The organism is Duganella sp. FT27W (assembly GCF_009295655.1).
GTDB lineage: Bacteria > Pseudomonadota > Gammaproteobacteria > Burkholderiales > Burkholderiaceae_D > Rugamonas > Rugamonas zoogloeoides.
Genome location: NZ_WHIV01000003.1, coordinates 131,220 through 149,468, shown reverse-complemented (window position 1 = coordinate 149,468; position 18,249 = coordinate 131,220). Strand labels below are relative to the sequence as shown.

General features: G+C 64.8%; 19 protein-coding genes. 15 read left to right on the top strand and 4 right to left on the bottom strand.

Going from position 1 to position 18,249, the window contains the following annotated elements; all coding sequences use genetic code 11:
- The 14 genes from F8197_RS12500 to F8197_RS12435 all read left to right on the top strand — a co-directional run bounded on the left by F8197_RS12500 (nt 1) and on the right by F8197_RS12435 (nt 13,819).
- Nucleotides 1-522 carry a type II secretion system protein gene (locus F8197_RS12500; protein WP_152882164.1) on the top strand — a complete coding sequence of 174 codons (522 nt, stop codon included), beginning with the start codon at nt 1-3 and terminating at the stop codon, nt 520-522.
- A gap of 51 nt (nt 523-573) precedes the next feature.
- Entirely contained in the window at nt 574-1,104 is a 531-nt protein-coding gene (locus tag F8197_RS29280; RefSeq protein WP_304506165.1) for a type II secretion system protein, read from the top strand.
- A 27-nt stretch (nt 1,105-1,131) separates the two neighbouring features.
- Nucleotides 1,132-1,752 (top strand): Tfp pilus assembly protein FimT/FimU, encoded by a 621-nt coding sequence (locus F8197_RS12490; protein ID WP_152882163.1) that lies wholly within the window; start codon nt 1,132-1,134, stop codon nt 1,750-1,752.
- Nucleotides 1,742-2,383: a type II secretion system protein gene (locus F8197_RS12485; RefSeq protein WP_152882162.1), complete on the top strand. Its 642-nt coding sequence runs from the start codon at nt 1,742-1,744 to the stop codon at nt 2,381-2,383. The genes F8197_RS12490 and F8197_RS12485 overlap by 11 nt, the downstream gene beginning before the upstream one ends.
- Nucleotides 2,383-3,363 (top strand): type II secretion system protein, encoded by a 981-nt coding sequence (locus tag F8197_RS12480; RefSeq protein WP_152882161.1) that lies wholly within the window; start codon nt 2,383-2,385, stop codon nt 3,361-3,363. The genes F8197_RS12485 and F8197_RS12480 overlap by 1 nt, the downstream gene beginning before the upstream one ends.
- Complete coding sequence (locus tag F8197_RS12475; protein ID WP_152882160.1) at nt 3,360-3,842, top strand: agglutinin biogenesis protein MshP; 483 nt, start codon at nt 3,360-3,362, stop codon at nt 3,840-3,842. The genes F8197_RS12480 and F8197_RS12475 overlap by 4 nt, the downstream gene beginning before the upstream one ends.
- Nucleotides 3,843-3,981: 139 nt before the next feature.
- Complete coding sequence (locus F8197_RS12470; RefSeq protein WP_193333421.1) at nt 3,982-4,926, top strand: agglutinin biogenesis protein MshI; 945 nt, start codon at nt 3,982-3,984, stop codon at nt 4,924-4,926.
- Nucleotides 4,923-5,606: an MSHA biogenesis protein MshI gene (locus tag F8197_RS12465; protein WP_152882159.1), complete on the top strand. Its 684-nt coding sequence runs from the start codon at nt 4,923-4,925 to the stop codon at nt 5,604-5,606. The genes F8197_RS12470 and F8197_RS12465 overlap by 4 nt, the downstream gene beginning before the upstream one ends.
- Nucleotides 5,603-6,475 carry a type II secretion system protein M gene (locus tag F8197_RS12460; RefSeq protein ID WP_152882158.1) on the top strand — a complete coding sequence of 291 codons (873 nt, stop codon included), beginning with the start codon at nt 5,603-5,605 and terminating at the stop codon, nt 6,473-6,475. Before F8197_RS12465 ends, F8197_RS12460 begins: the two co-directional genes overlap by 4 nt.
- Nucleotides 6,472-6,981, top strand: coding sequence for a hypothetical protein (locus F8197_RS28580; RefSeq protein WP_193333420.1), 510 nt, complete (start codon nt 6,472-6,474; stop codon nt 6,979-6,981). Before F8197_RS12460 ends, F8197_RS28580 begins: the two co-directional genes overlap by 4 nt.
- Nucleotides 6,982-6,988: 7 nt before the next feature.
- Nucleotides 6,989-8,782, top strand: a complete 1,794-nt coding sequence (mshL, locus tag F8197_RS12450; RefSeq protein ID WP_152882157.1) for a pilus (MSHA type) biogenesis protein MshL — start codon at nt 6,989-6,991, stop codon at nt 8,780-8,782.
- Between the two features lie 2 nt (nt 8,783-8,784).
- Nucleotides 8,785-9,678, top strand: coding sequence for an ExeA family protein (locus F8197_RS12445; RefSeq protein WP_152882156.1), 894 nt, complete (start codon nt 8,785-8,787; stop codon nt 9,676-9,678).
- The gene (locus F8197_RS12440) at nt 9,675-10,946 is read left to right on the top strand and encodes a M48 family metallopeptidase (protein WP_227012222.1); all 1,272 of its coding nucleotides are present in this window, start codon (nt 9,675-9,677) and stop codon (nt 10,944-10,946) included. Before F8197_RS12445 ends, F8197_RS12440 begins: the two co-directional genes overlap by 4 nt.
- 155 nt (nt 10,947-11,101) lie before the next feature.
- Nucleotides 11,102-13,819 carry a PEP-CTERM sorting domain-containing protein gene (locus F8197_RS12435; protein ID WP_152882155.1) on the top strand — a complete coding sequence of 906 codons (2,718 nt, stop codon included), beginning with the start codon at nt 11,102-11,104 and terminating at the stop codon, nt 13,817-13,819.
- Nucleotides 13,820-13,821: 2 nt separating this feature from the next.
- Here the strand turns inward: F8197_RS12435 and F8197_RS12430 are convergent, their stop codons facing one another.
- From F8197_RS12430 to F8197_RS12415, 4 genes are all read right to left on the bottom strand, one after another.
- On the bottom strand, nt 13,822-14,718 hold the full coding sequence (locus F8197_RS12430; RefSeq protein ID WP_193333419.1) for an AraC family transcriptional regulator: 897 nt from the start codon (nt 14,716-14,718) through the stop codon (nt 13,822-13,824).
- Between the two features lie 90 nt (nt 14,719-14,808).
- Nucleotides 14,809-15,750 (bottom strand): HD-GYP domain-containing protein, encoded by a 942-nt coding sequence (locus F8197_RS12425; RefSeq protein WP_152882153.1) that lies wholly within the window; start codon nt 15,748-15,750, stop codon nt 14,809-14,811.
- Between the two features lie 9 nt (nt 15,751-15,759).
- The gene (locus tag F8197_RS12420) at nt 15,760-16,944 is read right to left on the bottom strand and encodes a pyridoxal phosphate-dependent aminotransferase (protein ID WP_152882152.1); all 1,185 of its coding nucleotides are present in this window, start codon (nt 16,942-16,944) and stop codon (nt 15,760-15,762) included.
- A 54-nt stretch (nt 16,945-16,998) separates the two neighbouring features.
- A complete protein-coding gene (locus tag F8197_RS12415) occupies nt 16,999-17,430 on the bottom strand; it encodes a putative toxin-antitoxin system toxin component, PIN family (RefSeq protein WP_152882151.1) in 432 nt (143 codons plus the stop codon).
- A 32-nt stretch (nt 17,431-17,462) separates the two neighbouring features.
- Between F8197_RS12415 and yaaA the strand changes: the two genes are divergently transcribed.
- The gene (gene yaaA / locus F8197_RS12410; protein WP_152882150.1) at nt 17,463-18,233 is read left to right on the top strand and encodes a peroxide stress protein YaaA; all 771 of its coding nucleotides are present in this window, start codon (nt 17,463-17,465) and stop codon (nt 18,231-18,233) included.
- Nucleotides 18,234-18,249: the final 16 nt, after the last annotated feature.

Below are 18,249 nucleotides of genomic sequence, written 5' to 3'. Positions count from 1 at the left end.
ATGAACCCGATGACAATATTTGTGACGCCAAAACAACGCGGTTACACGCTGCTGGAATTCGCGGTGGCGGTGATGGTCGTGGGCGTGCTGGCGGCGGTGCTGCTCGACCGCATGGCGTATTACCAGGTGCAGGCCGAGCGTGTTTCTTTGCAAACAACTGTTGCCAACTTGAGATCCACGCTGCAAATTCGCGTCGAGCAAGCTAAGTTGCCGGGTGGTAGTTTAGATTTAACGATGTTGGCCGAAGAAAATCCATTCAATTGGTTAAAGAGCAAGCCTGTCAATTATGCAGGAGAATACTATTCCCCCTCGGACGAGCAGATTGGCGCCGGTAACTGGTGTTTCGACCGCAGCGACAAAAGCGTCGTGTATTTGTTAAATAATTCAGAAACTTTTTCCGGTCCAAAGACTATGCGCCTGAAATTCAAGGTAAAATTATTGCACTTGCTCAACACCTCTGGCGCTGTGGGAACTGGCGCCGGCCCGGTGGTCGGTATCGACATCGAGCAAGTGAAAGCCTGACGACAGAGGGCGTCGCCTTTCCTCATTCAATGTCCGATTTGGAGAAGTTTAATGAACAAGCAAGCGATGTCTGTCACCCGCGCCCGTGGCGCCCAATCGGGTTTTACCCTGATTGAACTGATTGTGGTGATCGTGATCCTCGGTATTCTGGCTGCGGTGGCATTGCCACGGTTTACGAACCTGAGCGGTGATGCCCGCGTGGCGTCGCTGAATGCGGTACGCGGTTCGCTGGCGTCTACTGCCGCTACGGCGCGCGGTGCCTGGCTGGTCAACCCAGCCAACGTTACGTTCGAGAATATTACCGTACAGATGGACGCCAACGGTTATCCGCTCGCTGGCCAGACCTTGTTTGATGCAGCTGGTCTGAATGCCAATGACTACACGCTTCTTCTCGGAGGCGCTGCTGTTACCGCTGCAACCGCAACGACTCCGGTAATTCCAGCCAATGGCTTCGCAGTGGTGCCGCGTGGCATCGCCGGCACTGCTACCGCCGTCAACTGCTTCGTGTCGTACACCCAATCGATTGCTGCCAACACGCCGCCAACTGTGTCGTTAGCACCAACCGCAGCCAACTGCCGCTAATCGCCAGCCGGCAGGTGAGGGTAGTCGATGTCCCGGCATCACGAAGGCACGCGCCCTGACCGCGCCGGCTTCACCATGGTCGAGCTGATCATGGTGATGGTCCTGATCGGCATCCTGGGCGCGGTGGCCGGAAGCCGGTTCTTCGACCGCGAGGTCTTCGAAGCCAGGGCGTATGCGGATCAGGCCAAAGCCTTGATACGCTACGCCCAGAAGCTCGCCATCGCGCAAAACCGCCCTGTTTTCGTGCGTTCCACGCCCAACGGCTTCGCCGTCTGCGTCGATCCTGTCGTTGATGGGACCTCCGCTGTGGGTCCGGTCTGCAATACGGCCGACGCCCTGGCCCAGGCGCCGGGTGGCGCCAACAATGGCACCACCGCCACGCGCGCTTTCTGCATCGCTCCCAACAATCTTTACATCGCCAACTGGGCCTGCCTCGGCCGTCCGACATCGGTGGCCATTGCCAGCACGGCTGCGCGCAATGAAATGGCTGACAGCGGATTTTTCTTTTTCGATTCGGCCGGACGGCCGTTCAACCGCAACGACACCGTTGGCGGCACCTCCAGCTTTGCCAGGCTGACGCTCAACGTCGACAGCGGCAACCAGCGCGCCACGCTCAATATCGAGGCGGAAACCGGTTATGTTTTCTAGGCGGGTTTCCAGGCGTGCACGCGGCGTCACCATCATCGAACTGATCGTCTTCATGATGATCATGGGGGTGGCGGCGGCCGGCATCATCGGCGTGATCAACCTCAGCAACAGCCAGAGTGCCGAACCGTTGCGCCGCAAGCAGGCGCTGATGATCGCCGAAGCCCTGATGGAAGAAGTCCAACTGGCGCGTTTCAGCTTTTGCACCCCCGCCGATCCGAACGCCGACACCGTTGCCAACCAGGCCGCCTGCGCCTTCCCGGTGCAAATCGGCGCGCGCGCGGGCGGCGCCACGCGCCCGTACGGCAATGTCGCGGAATATGCAACGGTGGCCGGCACTCCTCAGTCCACCTTTGCCAATGTCGATGGTGTGGACATCGATATCAACGGCCGTCCGCTCGGCGTGGACAGCAGCGGCAACACCATGGGCAGGGCTTCGCTGGCGCCCATCCGCTCCACCGTCACGCTCAACTACGTAGGTGCGCTGGGGCCTGCCGGTGCGACCGTCGCGTCCGGCGCCGGCGCACTGAACGCGCTGCAGATCACCATCGTCACCACCTACGGTACCGGCGCCAACGACTTCGTGCGCCTCGACGGCTACCGCACGCGCTACGCGCCGAACCTGGTGCCGTGATGACGCCGAACCTCATGCCCAACATGGTTTTCAAACGCCCCCAGCGCGGTTTCACGCTGGTGGAAATGATCGTGGCGATCGTGCTCACCGCCATCATCGCCGGCACCCTGGTACTGTTCATCCGGCGCCCGGTTACCAGTTACCTCGACAGCGCCGGCCGCGCCGAGATGACCGACGTCGCCGACCTGGCCCTGCGCCGCATGGCGCGCGAAATCCGCGCCTCCCTGCCCAACAGCGCCCGCCTGACGCCGCCCAGCGATCAGAACGGCGGCGTACTATACCTGGAATTCATCCCCACCTTCGGCGGCGGCCGCTACCTGTCAGTGGAAGACAGCACGGTCAACGGCACGCCGCTCAGCTTTACCAGCCTCGCCGCCAATACTTTCAGCGTGGTGGGCAGCGTGCAGCCGATCCAGCTGCCGCCAGCGCGCCAGGATTACCTGGCAATTTACAACCTGGGCGCGGGCTTCCAGGATGGCGATGCTTATGCCGGGACCAACCTGGCGCGCATCACCGGCCTGCCGACAGTGACGGCAGGCGCGCAGACGATCCAGAACATCACCTTCAGCAGCCTGGCGGCGGCCGATCTGCCCGCCGGCAGCACGGTGTCCACAGTGGCCAATCCGTTTGCGGTGCCGGCCAACGCGGCCACGCCGCGCCTGGCCAATATGTCGCCGGACCAGCGCTTTCAGGTGGTGGGCAAGCCGGTGATTTTCCGCTGCGCCGGCAACGCCAGCGGCACCGGCACGCTGACGCGTTCAGTCGCGGCCACGTTCAGCACGACGCCATCGGCGCCAACCGCCGCTGCCGGCGCGCTGCTGGCCAACAATGTCGTGGCGTGCGATGTCACCATCGAAAGCAACGCCCATCGGCAATCGGCGCTGGTAGGCCTGACCCTCACGCTGGGCCGTACCAGGCCGGACGGCGGCCTGGAAACGGTGACCTTGATTCATCAAATCCACGTGGACAATACGCCATGACCATGCACTCCATGAAACGACTTGCCCACCGGCCGATGCCACGCAAGGCATCCGGCGTGGCAATTGTGACCGCGATCTTCCTGCTGGTGGTGCTGGCCGGCCTGGCCGTCGCGGTGGTGTCGCTGACCGGTACGCAGCAAGTCACGCGCACCCAGGACGAGCTGGGCGCGCGCGCCTACCAGGCCGCGCGGGCAGGCATGGAGTGGGCGCTGTTCAGGCAGCTGCAAGACCGCAACTTCAACTGCGCGCAAATCAGCACCTTCGCGCTGCCGGTCAATACCACGCTGTCTGGTTTTACCGTCACCGTGCGCTGCGAAGGACCGTCGCCCGGCTTTGGCGCGGCAGGTGGCGGGGCCGACCCGACCGCCGGCCGCATCACGATTACTTCGACCGCGTGCAACGGCGCGCCTGGCGCCGTTTGCCCCGCGCCGACGAACAGTCCCGACTATATCCAGCGCGTGGTGAGGGCGCAATTGTAGGGACTCGGGATCGCGGCGCAGCGTGAAAGAAACAAGCTGCACGGAAAAATGTGTATTTTTACGGCATGAATGTCAAATATTGTAAAGATCTGCCGTAAGTTGAATATAATCAATGACATAACCACAGAGAAGCACGCGCATGGGATTTTTCACAAGAACTAAAAAGAAGGAAGGCTGGATTACCGTCTCCTTTTTGCGCGACGGACTTTGCGCTGCCCGCATCCAGCGTGTGCGCGACGGCAAGGCCGTGGTGGAACTGTCCGCTTTCCATCCTGCCGCTGACAGCCGCGCGCCAGCGTCGCTCGAACGCGCCGCGAAAGACCTCAAGCTGGCCAACTACCAGCTCGGCACCATGCTCGGCGGCGGCGAATACCAGCTGCTGACGGTGGAGGCGCCCAACGTGCCGCAGGACGAACTGAAAACCGCCGTGCGCTGGCGCCTGAAGGACATGCTCGACTTTCATGTCGATGACGCCACCATCGACGTGCTCGATATCCCGGTCGATCCCAACGGCATGTCGCGCGGCCATTCGATGTTCGCGGTGGCCGCGCGCAACGCGGTGATCCAGGCGCGCCAGGCGCTGTTTGCCGAAGCCCAGCTGGCGCTGACGGTGATCGACATCCCCGACCTGGCGCAGCGCAATATCTCGGCGCTGCTGGAAGTCGATGGCCGTGGCCTGGCCATGCTCTCGTTCGACGGCGACGGCGGCTTGCTGACGATTACCTTCAAGGGCGAGCTGTACCTGTCGCGCCGCATCGACGTCACCATCGCCCAGCTGCTGGAACCCGATACCGACAAACAGCAAATTTGCTTCGACAAGATCACCCTGGAACTGCAGCGCTCGCTCGACCACTTTGACCGCCAGTTCAATTATGTGAACGTCAAAAAACTGCTGCTCGCACCCACCGGCGCGCCCGGACTGCACGAATACCTGGCCGCCAACCTGTACACGCCGGTCGAGGCCATGGGCCTGGAGGACGTGTTCGACCTGAGCCAGGTGCCAGCCTTGCGCGAAGTGGAACAGCAGCAGCGCTTCTTCCTGACCCTGGGCGCGGCCCTGCGGCACGAGGAGGTGGTGCTGTGAGCCAGCAGATCAACCTGTTCAACCCGATCTTCCTCAAGCAGAAGAAGATTTTTACGGCAGTGCCGATGGCCGAGGCGCTGGGCGCCATCGTGCTCGGCACGCTGCTGATGACCTGGTACGCCAGTCATAATGTCGAGCAACTGGAGCAGCGCGCAGCCAGCGGCAAGACCTTGCTGGCCGAGCGCGAGCGGCGCTTGCAGGATGCCAACCGGCAGTTCGCGCCGCGCCAGAAAAGTGCTGCGCTGGCCACCGGCGTGGTCCAGGCCCAGACCGAACTGGCGGCGCTGCGCCGGGTGGAAGAGTTCATCAAGCAGGGCACACTGGGCAACAGCGCCGGCTATGCCGCTTACTTCCGCGCCTTCGCGCGCCAGAACGTCACCGGCTTGTGGCTGACCGGCGTCACCATCACCGGCGCCGGCACCGGGATCGGCTTGCAGGGCCGCGCCATGCAACCGACCCTGATCCCGCAATACATCGGCCGCCTGAAAACCGAGCCGGTGATGCAGGGTAAAACCTTTGCCAGCCTCGATATCGGCCGGCCCGACGTGGCAGCCGCGCCTGTGATATCGCCAACGTCCAGCGCGGCAGTACAACCGGTGACTGCGCAACCGGCCACCGGCATCACGGCGGCGCCGTACGTGCAGTTCAGCCTGCAATCGACGGGAGTGCAGGCCAAATGAAGCAATTGAAAAATACCTGGAACAAGGTCAGTGCCAAGCTCGACGCGATGACCTTGCGCGAGCGGGCGCTGGTGTTCGTTGCCGCGACCGGCCTGATCCTGTTCCTGCTGTACACCATGGCGGTGGAACCGCTGCTGACCAGGCAGACCGCGCTGCTGGCGCAAATCCAGCAGCAGCAAAACCAGGTCAGCGGCATCAACACGGAAATTGCCGCCCGTGCCCAGGGTTTCGTGCTCGATCCCGATGCCGAGGCGCGCGCGCAGTTGCAGCAGGCCCGCGCCGAGATCGACAGCATCGGCGCCAAGCTGGTGGCCGTGCAAAAAGGCCTGGTGGCACCGGAGAAAATCGCGCCGCTGCTTGAACACCTGCTGCAAGGAGGCAAGTTGAAACTGGTGTCGCTGCGGACCTTGCCGGTCACCGGCATGAACGAAGCAGCCGGGCTGGCCGCGCCTGCCGCGCCTGCCGAATTCCAGGCCCCGGACCCGGCGGCCGCGCTGGAACCGGCCCTGCAACAGGCGGCCTTGCAAAAGACGCCGCCTCCTGCCACGCCAGCAGGTGCGTTGACTGCTGCGCCAACAACTGCGCCGACCAGCGCACCGGCAGCCGCGCCACTGCCAGTAGCGCAACCGGGCCCCGGCAGTGTTGCCGGCGCCGAGGTCAAGGCGCCCGAACTGCTGTACCGGCACGGCGTGGAAATCGTGGTGCAGGGTAGTTATCTGGAGATGATCAACTATATGCAGGCGCTGGAAGCGTTGCCGGTGCAACTGTTCTGGGGCGGTGCGAGGCTTGACGCCCAGCAGTATCCCGAAGCGCGCCTGACCCTCACGCTCTACACCTTGAGCCTGGATGAGAAATGGATGAAACTATGAGCGGGGCCACCGTTCGCATGGCTGCCGCCCCACGATTGGCGCAGGCGCAGGCGCAGGCACAGGCACAGGCACAGGCGTGGTTGCCGGCGTTGGTGCCTGTGCTTGTACCAGCGCGCGTCAGGGCCCTTTTATCGGCGCTTGTGCCAGCGTTCTTGCTGGCGCTGGCTTGCGCAGGCGGGCCGGCCCGGGCGCAACTGGCCGACCCCACCCGGCCACCGCCCGAGGCACAACTGGTCGCCGGCGCGCAGGCGGCGCCAGTGCGCAGCGGCCCGCAATTGCAGTCTGTGCTGAATGGCAACCATGGCCGCCAGGTGGCCGTGATCGACGGCCAGGCGTTGCGCGTGGGCGACAAGATCAATGGCGCAACCCTGGTCCAGGTAGGCAAGGACCAGGTCGTGCTGCAACATGGACGCGTACGCCAGGTCCTGAAACTGTATCCCGATGCCAGCGCCGCCAGCGGCACGATCCGGCGTCAACGCGCCTCCAATACCGCACCAGAGAATTGAACCGATTATGCAAAAGCACCTGTCCATCGCCGTCCTGACTACGCTGATTTTGAGCGGCTGCCAAACGGCGCCCAAGCGCGACACCTACAACCAGATCGGCGCGGAGGTCGATAGCGCGCTCAACGCCAAGCCGCCGGCCGCCAGCCAGGCCGATGCCGTGGCCAGCGCCCTGCTGCCGCCGGTGGCGCAATTGACCGAGCAGTTGCCCAAGGCCCGCGCGGTGCTGGAAGAGCGGTTCAATGTCTCGTTCAACAATGTGCCGGTCCAGCAGTTCTACAATTCCATCGTGGCCGGCACCCGCTACAACATGCTGATCAACCCCGAGGTGACCGGCAATATCACGGCCAATCTCAAGGACGTGACCCTGTTCGAAGCGCTGGAGGCGATCCGCGAACTGTACGGCTACGATTACAAGATCGACGGCACCCGCATCTACATCCGTCCGCTCACCATGCAGACCAAGATGTTCAAGGTCAACTACCTGACCGCTACCCGCAAGGGCGTGTCGAGCTTGCGCGTGTCGTCGACGTCGGTGGCCAATGCCGGCACCAGCAGCAGTGGCAACAACAACAGCGGCAATGGCAATAACAGCAACGACAATTCCGGCAATAACGGTAACAACAACGGCAATAACGGCGACAACAGCGGCGGCAGCCGTTCTCAATCGCAGCGCGATGCGGCCAGCGTGCAGACCACGTCGGCCAGCGACTTCTGGGTGGAACTGAAAACCGCGCTCGACGCCATCGTCGATAGCGGCACCGACGGCCGCAGCGTCACCATCAGCCCGCAATCGGGCGTGATCGTGATCCGCGCCATGCCCGATGCGTTGCGCAACGTCGATGAATACCTGCGCGCCACCCAGATATCGGTGGACCGCCAGGTGATCCTGGAGGCGAAGATCCTCGAAGTGGAATTGAACAGCAACTTCCAGAGCGGCATCAACTGGTCGGCATTCGGCCGCCTCAAAGGCAGCAACCACCTGGTGTCGGGCGGCCTGGTGCAGCCGGGCACCGCCATGGCGCCGCTGAACGCCAACGGCGCCGGCGTCACGCTCAACAACGGCAGCATCGTGGCCACGCCGGGCGCGGCACTCGGTGCCGCCGGTGACGCCATGGGCTCGCTGTTCGGCCTGGCATTCCAGACCAGCAATTTTGCCGCGCTGATTTCCTTCCTCGAAGGGCAGGGCACCGTGCACGTGCTGTCGAGCCCGCGCATCGCCACCCTCAACAATCAAAAAGCGCTGCTCAAGATCGGTACCGACGAATTCTTCGTCACCGGCGTCAGCACCACCACCAACAACAATGCCAACGGCACCGGCGTGACCACGCCGAGCGTCACGCTGCAACCGTTCTTCTCCGGCGTGGTGCTGGACGTGACGCCGCAGATCGACGACCAGGGCAACATCATCCTGCACGTGCACCCGTCGGTGAGCCAGGTATCCACCGTCAACAAGGCGGTCAACCTTGGCGTGGCGCTGGGCAGCCTGTCGCTGCCGCTGGCGTCGTCATCCACTTCGGAAATGGACAGCATCGTGCGCGGCCAGAATGGCCAGGTGGTGGCGATTGGCGGCCTGATGCGCCAGGCGACGACTTCGGACCGCTCCGGCGTGCCAGGCATCGGCGGCTTGCCGGTGGTAGGTGCGCTGTTCCGTTCGACCGGTGAAGTGGTGCAGAAGCGCGAGCTGGTGGTGCTGATCAAGCCGACCGTGATCGAATCGACGTCGGACTGGAACCAGGATCTGCTCGACAGCAGCCGCCGCATCAAGGATCTCGATCCGCACCGTCGCGGGGGACGTCCGTAACCATGTACGCCAAACACTTCGGTTTGCGTGAAGCACCGTTCAACATCACGCCGGACACCAGCTATTTCTTCACCTGCCCGCATTCGCAGGAGGCGTTGAATACCTTGCTGGTGGCGGCCAGGAGCGGCGAAGGCTTCATCAAGATCACCGGCGAAGTGGGCACCGGCAAGACCCTGCTGTGCCGCAAATTCATTGCCACCATCGGTCCCGGTTTTGTCACCGCGTACATTCCCAATCCCTTGCTGGAGCCACGCACCCTGATGCTGGCGCTGGCCGACGAGCTGGAAATCGCGCTCGAGCGCGACGTCGATCAGCACCAGCTATTAAAATCGATCACGGCGCGCCTGATCGAGCTGGCCCAGCAGGACCAGCAAGTGCTGCTGCTGCTCGACGAAGCGCAGGCCATTCCGGTCGAAAGCCTGGAGGCGCTGCGTCTGCTGTCGAACCTGGAAACGGAAAAGCGCAAGCTGCTGCAAATCATCCTGTTCGGCCAACCTGAACTCAATGTGCGCTTGCAGGACAATGCGATCCGCCAGCTGGCCCAGCGCATCACCTTTCATTACCACCTGGGACCGCTCAAGCGCGACGATATCGAATATTATCTGGCGCACCGCCTGCGGGTGGCCGGCTACGACGGCAGCCGCCTGTTTACGCGCGGTGCGGTGGCTCGGCTGTACGGCGCCAGCGGCGGCATCCCACGGCTGGTGAACATCATTGCCAACAAGGCGCTGATGGCGTGTTTTGGCGAGGGGCAGCAACAGGTGAGCCGTCGCCATGTCAGCCTGGCGGCGCGTGACACGGTGCAACCGCGCTCGAAATCCCGGCTGGCGTGGACTGCGGCAGGCACAGCAATTCTGGTGGCCGCTTGCGGCCTCACTTGGACACTGAGCAAATGAGTCTGATCAATAAAATGTTGCAGGACCTCGATGCACGCGGTGGCGCACGCGAGAAAGATTTGCAGCAACGCGAACTGAAAGCGGTACCGCTGCCCGAACGCGAGCGCCGGCCGCTGGTCTACGCCGGCGCCGGCGTGGCGGTCGTGGTGGCGGCAATCGCCGGCTGGTATGGCTGGAAATTCGCCCACCGGCCCGCGCCGGGACCGGTGCCGGTGATGGCGGCACCGACAGTTGCGCCGCCAGCGCTTGCGTCAACGCCAACGCCGGCTGCAGGGTCTGCCGCAGTGCCGGCCGGGATATCGCCTGATGGATCGGTTGTGACGCCGGCCGCGACATCGCCTGCAACGGTGGCTGCGGCGACGGCTGCAACGGCGGCTGTCAACTCGACTGCTACGCCGGCGGCAACGTCAACTGGCACCGCCGCTGCAACCTCGACTGGTACAGCGGCTGGCACGTCGAATCCTGTGGCGGCTGGCGCGCCGTCAACGGCAGCGCCGGCGATGCCGGCCATTGCTGCCGCAGCCGCAGCGCCGCCTTCCGCGCAGGCGGGCAGCGCCGCACCCGCACGTGCCGCCGCTGCACCTTCCGCCACCGCTGCAGCCACCGGGCGGGCAGCGGCGGCCGACGCCGCCACGCCACGCCCGCCGCGCCAGGGTGTCGCCCATGCCGACGGATCGGTCACCACCAAGCCGGAACTCACGCCCAAGCAATTGTCCGAAAACACTTACCGCCGTGGGCTGGCATCGTTGCAGGACGGCCGTGTGAACGCTGCCATGGCCGACCTGGACCGCGCGCTGGAAATCGATCCGCGCAACGACGCGGCGCGCCAGACCTATGTGTCGCTGCTGCTGGAAAACCGCCGGCCCGACGACGCCATCCGCCAGTTGCGGCTGGCGCTGGGCATCGATCCGCGCCAGCCCGGCCTGGCCATGGTGCTGGCACGGCTGCAACTCGAACGCGGTGGCCCGGCGTTGGAAACCCTGATGACCACCTTGCCATACGCCGCCGCCAATGCCGACTACCAGGGCTTCCTGGCCGGTGTGCTGCAACGCGCACAGCGCCACGCCGAAGCGGCCCAGTACTACCAGGCGGCGCTGAAGCTGGCGCCGCTCAACGGCGTGTGGTGGATGGGCCTGGGCATCTCGCTGCAGGCCGACCAGCACAAGGCCGAGGCGCGCGAAGCGTTTACCCGCGCGCGCACCGGCAACGGCATCACGCCGGAGCTGCTGGCCTTTATCGACCGCCGCCTCGACCAGTTGTCGCGCTAAGCCGGGAGTGCGGATGGTGGTGTAGTGTTTTTTGCAACGATGAGAGTGGCAGTCAATTAATATGAGAGTTGGGTGATAGCCAAAGATGTGCCTTAATATTAAGATCATGGTGATTATTTTAATAAAAATCACATAACATCTGATTAAGGCTAGGCATGAAACAATTCTCTTCAAAGCAAGCTCTGGCAGTCGGACTGACGCCGTTGTTGCTGTCGCTGGCAGTCGCCAATGCATACGCGGCTGACGTGGTGCGCACCGGTAACGCCGGCCAGCATGGCGCCGACGCGACCGCGCCACTCGCCGCTGGCGCCGCCGGTAAGGCCGGCCAGTCGCTGACCATCAACCCCGGCAATGCCGGCACCTTGTATAACCGCCTGACCGTCATTGGCGGCCGCGGTGGCAATGGCGGCGCGGGCGGCCCGTCGCTGCAGGAAGGCGACGCCGAGGCCGGCACCGGCGGTAGCGGCGGTCACGGCGGCGCGGCCAGCGCCACCACGCTCGACCTGACCGGCTACGCCGGCGCCAGCGCGCTCGGCGGCGACGGCGGCCATGCCGGCGCCACGCTCGGCTTTTTCAACTTCACGCCTGCCGATCCAGCTTACGGTAACGGCGGCAACGGCGGTGCGGCGAGCAGCAAGGCCACTACGACCGCCGTCGGCAACGCCACCGCGCTGGCGGTGGCCGTGGGCGGCACCGGCGGCGACGCCAATGGTGGCGCGGTCGGTATTGCCGGTGTCGGCGGCGCAGCTACTGCTGCCGCCAGCGCCACTTCGCTCACCGGCAACGTTTCGGCCACGGCCGAAGCCACCGGCGGCGCGGGCGGCAACGGCGCCGCCATCGCCTGGCGCGGCGCACGCGGCGGCAACGCCACGCTGACCAATGCCGCGCGCGGCACCACTGCTGGCGGCACTGTCACATTGACCCAGCGCGCCACCGGTGGCAAGGGCGGCAATAATTCGGACAGCACGATTCCGCCATTCCAGGACTTGGCGACCGATGTCCGTGGCGGTAAAGCGGTCTCTACGCTGGTGTTGGAGGACCGCACGGCAAGCGCGCTGACGCTCAATATTTCCAGCCTCGGCGGTGACAGCGGCAACCCGGCTTTTGGAACAGCATACGACGGCGGGGCCGCAGCCAGCGCCCTGACGCTTACCGCTGGCCGCAGCGGCGCCGGAATTGACGCGCTGGTGACCGCCGCCGGCGGCGCGAGCGGGTTCCAGTATAACAACAGCGGCACAGGTGGTGCCGCTACCGCCAGCGCCGACTTGCGCGGCAACGGCGCGGTCAACGGCCGCGTGCTGGCCACTGGTGGCAATGGTGGGTACGGCGGCAACGCCACCGCCTCGCTGCGTGGCAGCGGCGCCGGCACCGTGCGCGGCACGGTTGAGGCCAGCGGTGGTGCGGGCCAGGATAACCGGTCCGTGCTCGACAAAAACAACTACGGCGCGGCGACGGCCAACCTGGCGTTGTCGGGCGACGGCGCCCAGGGCGGCAGCTTCAGCAACGGCAGCTATGCCACCAGCAACACCACGGTGTCGGGCACCGGCATGCAGGCGGTCGATGTGCAGGCGCAGGCGGTGTCCAACGGCGCCAGCCCCCTCAATCTCGGCGCGGCAATCGCCAATACGGTCGTCAACACGGTGCGCGCCGGCGTTGCTGCCGGGACTGCCGCCGTGCGCGCCGTCTCGGTTGCCCTCGGTGGCGAACGGATCGAAACGGCCACGGCTACCACCGACGTACGCGCAGCGGGCGACATTGTCGCCAGCAGCAGGGCAGTAGGTGGTTACACCAGCAACGGCGCCACCGATTCGCTGGCCGGCACATCCTTGAGCAAGGCCAGGGCGGTGACCAGCGGCGCGCACAACGTCAGCGTCACCTCCACCGCGCTCAGCAACATCGGCGACGCCAGTGGCGCGCGCGCGTTCCGGGGCGACGCCACTGCCAATGCCTACGGCCGTTCCGGCAGCGGCATTGTCGAGAGCGTCGCTGTGGCGCGCGGTGGCATTTCCAGCTACACCGTTGCCGAAAGCAGCAGCCATGCCAATGCTGCCGCCATCGCGGTCAGCACCCGCGCCGGCGGTGTCAGCCTGGCGCGTGCCGAAGGCGAGGCGCTGACCCTGAACGTCAAGGCCACCGCGCAAGGCATCGCGGCAAGCGGCGGCGCAGTCACCTATGCGGCCGGCGCCAGCAGCGCGCGCGGCAACCTGGCGCAGACTTCGGCCTCGAGCCAGTTCCGCGCCAGCGCTTTCGAGTTGCCGCAGCTGGCAGCGGTTTCCACCATGTCGGCGCACGTCGGCGCCGGTCCGGTCGATGCTGCCGCGCTGGGCCTGGGCGCCAATGTCGCTGCGGCGATTCCGACCGTGCTGGGCACGGGCGTGCACGCGGCCGGTATCGAAGCGCTCATCGACGACAATCCGACCGTGTTGACCACGTCGGGCGAGTTCAGCTTTGCCACCGACAGCGCGCAGCGCCTGCTGCTGGGCTTTGTATCGTCCACCTTCGCTGGCGCCGGTTTCGATGCGCTCGATCTCACCATCAGCAACAACGGCGTGACCTTGCTGTCGCAAAGCTTCACAACGCTCGCTGCCGCCAACCTGTTCTTCAACGACCACGTGGTTGACCTGGGCCTGTTCGGCGCCGGCAACCAGCACCTGGTGATCAACTCGTCGATGACGTATGCCCAGCAGGGTGCGTATGCGTTCAACTATGTGCTCGGTGGCGGATCGTCGTTCAACACTTCAGCGCTCGGTGTGGCGATGCTCGACAATGTGTCGGCAGTGCCGGAACCATCGGCCTGGCTGATGATGAGCCTGGGCATGGGCGGCATGTTGCTGGTGGCACGCCGCCGGCGTAAAGCGGCGTCGGCTGCCTGAAGTTAGCGGCGCCGGGTGGCGGTGTTGTCGGCAGCCACCGGCGTGCCGGCGCGCCAGGCGCTCGGCGTCATGCCGAAGTGATTGCGGTAGGCGCGTGAAAAATGCGCGGGATGGCTGAAGCCGAACTGGTAGGCGATCTGGCTGATCGGCTGGCTGCTGCATTCCGGGTCACGCAAGGCCAGGTGGCACAGCTTCAACCGCGTGTCCCACAGCCACGTGCTGAAGCTTTGCGCTTCGCCTGCAAACAGGCGGTGGATGTGCGCGGCTGAAATGCCGAGCGCTTCCACCAGCTCATTGATCGACAGGCCGCTGTCGCCGATCCGCTTGAGCGCGTACTGGCGGATGCGGCCCAGGTGGTACTGGCTCAGGCTGGGCCGGCGCTGCTGCTCGGTCACCACCACGCCCAGCGCGCAGGCGGCCAGGGTTTGCCGCAAAGCTTCCGCCGCGTGCAAGGCTGCGGCCCGGGGCAGGACGGCGTAGTCGGTGGCGACGTGGCAATCAGCCATCGCCGTCAACAGCGCCACCTGCGGCTGGCGGCAATTCTGCACCACGCCCAGCAGGGTATCGACTAGCGGACACAGGCTGCGCATCGGCGCTGCCGGGATCCGCGCCACCGTCACTTCGAACGGCTCCTCGAAATCCAGCCGGTACGGTTGTCCCGCTTCGTGCACCAGCATGTCGCCGGGGACCAGCCGCAACGTGCTGCCATGCTGCACCAGCGTGGCAGTGCCGCGCCGCTGCCAGATCACCAATAAATGCTGTTCGGCGCCGCTATCGCAACTATCGCGCCACGGGCTGTCGCGCTGCACGCTATGGCGGGCACCGGCCGCCTGCGTCACCGTGACCGTGTCCAGTAGCTGGCTGTGGTACGTGCCGGGAAAGTCCGTGACGGTGTTCATATCGAACCAGGGGGCGGGGTGGGCTGAGGTTACTGATGTGGGCGGCATGGTGGTTCGGTTGTTGAAAGATGTCAGCACGGCCGCAGCCGGCTACAGGCCGGCTTGCGCGCCCCACACCTGCTTCATGCTGAAGCGGGTGTCGGCATCGTCTTCGGTGATCGCTGCGGCGATGGCCGTGGCCGGCAGCGGTCTGGCTTCGGCGGCAACTGCCACGCCGGCCGCATCGCGCAGGCAGGTTACCTGTGCCGCACCGTTGCTGCCTCGGCGGGTGACCACGCCGATTTCACCGCCGTGCAGGCGCACCAGGCAGCCGGGCGGGTAGTCGCCCAGTTCGTCATGGAATAGTGCCAGCAGTTCCGGATCGACCGGGCTGGCGCGGTCTTCGCGCAGGTTGCGGATGGCGGCGTCGGGCAGGATCGAGCGCCGGTAATTGCGGGCCGACACTTGCGCGCAATACCGGTCGGCCAGGCTCAGCAGCTTGGCGTTGAGCGTCACTTCCGGGCTGGCGATGCCGGCCGGATAACCGCTGCCGTCGTCGTTTTCGTGGTGCAGCAGCACGCATGAAATCCAGTCGTCGTCCTGCACGCCTGCGCATTGCAGCAGATTGGCCGAATCCTCGGGGTGGCGCCGCACGATCGCCAGCTCTTCGCTGGACAAGGGTGTGTGCTTGTCCTGGAACGTGTCCTGGTGGCGCAGCATGCCCACGTTCATGGTCAGCGCGGCGGCGGTGAGGGTCAGCGTGTCGGCGTCGGTTTTACCGAGCCGGCGCGCCATGACCACGACGACCACGGCCGTTTCGATACAGTGGCGCACGGCGTAGCTGCCGGCGATCTGGTTGAGCAGGATGGCGGCCAGGGCAATGTCGGCGTGTTGCTCCACGGCGTGGACCACGTCGGCGGCAATCTGCCGCAGCGCGCCCTCGGCGTCGGGTTCGTTGCGCAGGTTCTCCAGCAGGTGTTCGAGCCGGCGGTTGCAGACATTGAGCAGGTGCAGCACGGAGGCCGATGGCGTGCCAGGATCGAGGTCGGCCATGGCGGGCTCCTAGATGGTGGCCAGGCGCGCCAGGGCCAGCGCCAGCGTGGCGTCCTGCTTGGCAAAGCAGAAGCGGACGATGCCCGACTCGATGCCGTGCTGGTAAAACGCCGAAACGGGAATTGCCGCCACCTTGATCTCGGTGGTGAGCCATTCGGCAAATTCGGCCTCGGTCTGCGACGAAATTTTATCGTAGCGCACGCACTGGAAATACGTGCCGTCGGCCGGCAGCAATTCGAAGCGGGTGCCGGCCAGGCCGTCGCGGAACAAATCGCGCTTGCGCTGGTAAAACGCCGGCAACTGCAAGTACGGCTGCGGATCGGCCATGTAGCTGGCGATGCCATGTTGCATCGGCGTATTCACGCTGAACACATTGTATTGGTGCACCTTGCGGAACTCGGCCGTGAGCGCGGGCGGCGCCGCCACGTAGCCGATTTTCCAGCCGGTGACGTGGTACGTTTTGCCAAACGACGACACCACGAACGCGCGCGCCGCCAGTTCCGGGTGGCGGCATACGGATTCGTGGCGCTGGCCGTCGAATACCATGTGTTCGTACACCTCGTCGGACAGGATCAATATATTGGTGCCGCGCACGATGTCGGCCAGCGCATGCATGTCCGAGCCGCGCAAGATGCTGCCGGTGGGATTGTGCGGGGTGTTGATGACGATCAGCCGGGTGCGGCTGGTGACGGCGGCTGCCACCTTGGCCCACGGCACCGTGTAGCCGCTGGCGCGCATGTCCATCTGCACGCATACGGCGGTGCCGCCCGCGAGGGTAATCGCTGGCACATAGCTGTCGTACACGGGTTCGATCACGATCACTTCGTCGCCCGGGTGCACGCAGCACAGGATGGCGGTGGTCAATCCCTGGGTGGCGCCGGCGGTAATCGTGATGTCGTTGGCGTCGTACTGCTGGCCGTACAAATGGGCGATCTTGGCGGCAATCGCCGCGCGCAGGGCGGGCACGCCGCTCATGGGCGGATACTGGTTGAAGTCGGCCTGCATCGCGTCCGTGACGGCATCGAGCAGGCTGCGTTCGCATGGAAAATCGGGGAAGCCCTGGCCCAGGTTGACGGCGTCCGCTTGCGCGGCCAATACCGACATGCGGGTAAACACGGTGGTGCCGACGGCCGGCAGGCGGCTGGCAAGGACGGGGGAGTCTATGGTGCTGCTGCTGGGTTGGCTGCTAGTCATGTCGGCGATGTGGTGGGCGGATCGCCTATTCTAGCGCAGGTCAGCGCGTGTGCGTCACCCTTCGAGCGACCACTTCTCGGGCACCACCACCTTGAACATTCCGGCCTTCACCAGGCGCTTGCCCAGCTTGAGCAGCGCCTTGTCCTTGGTGATCAAGACGCTGGCCTGGGCGTCGCGCGCCACTTCGAGAAATTTCTGGTCGTCGCGGTCGGTGCACACGGGCAGGCGCACGCCCGATTCGGCCGGCGCCACCACCTTGATCAGTGCGTCGAAGCGGGCGGCGGCCAGCGGCCGGCTGTCGTCGTCGAGCGGCAAATGCTTGTAATGCAGCACGATATTGTATTCGTCGCGGCAGTCGGAACGGGTGACCGCTTCGACCTTGCCGGTCTCGAGCGCATCAAGCAGCGCAGCCCAGCGCGGGTCCCTGAAGACGAACAGGTCGAGGCAGACGTTGGTGTCGATGACGATGCGGGGAACGGGTATCATGTCGGAAGTTCAGTAAATAGGTTAATCAGAATATGTTGATAGTGCTGTCGCCCGCCAAAAGTCTCGACCTCGAAACCCCTCCCACGACCAAGCTGGTTTCCCAACCTGCGTTTCTCGACCAGTCGGCCCTGCTGATCGACCGCCTGCGCGAATTTTCGCCGGACCAGATCGGCGAGTTGATGGACCTGTCCGACAAGCTGTCGTCACTCAACGTGGGCCGTTACGCCTCGTGGACCACGGACACCGCCGAAGGCCGCCAGGCCATCATGGCCTTCAACGGCGACGTTTATGCCGGCTTCGATGCCTACAGCTTGAGCGCCAAACAGATCGATTACGCCCAGGCCCACGTGCGCATCCTGTCCGGGTTGTACGGCATGCTGCGTCCGCTCGACCTGATCCACCCGCACCGGCTGGAAATGGGCACGCGCTTGACCACGGCGCGCGGCAAGAACCTGTACGACTTCTGGGGCGACACCCAGACCCGCGCCCTGAACGCGCTGGCAGCCGAGCAGGGCGCGAAAGCGCTGGTCAACCTGGCGTCCGAAGAATATTTCAAGTCGGTCAAACCGAAGCAGCTCGATATCCCGGTGATCACGCCGCAGTTCGAGGACTATAAAGGCGGCAAGTACAAGATCATCTCGTTCTACGCCAAGCGCGCGCGCGGTTTGATGGCGCGTTACGCCACCGTCAAGGGACTGAGCGACCCGCAAAAGCTGAAAAAATTCGACGTGGACGGGTACGCGTTCGATGCGCAGGATTCAAGCGAGACGACGTGGATTTTCCGGCGCAAAGTTGCCGAGTAAAACCAGATAAAGAAAG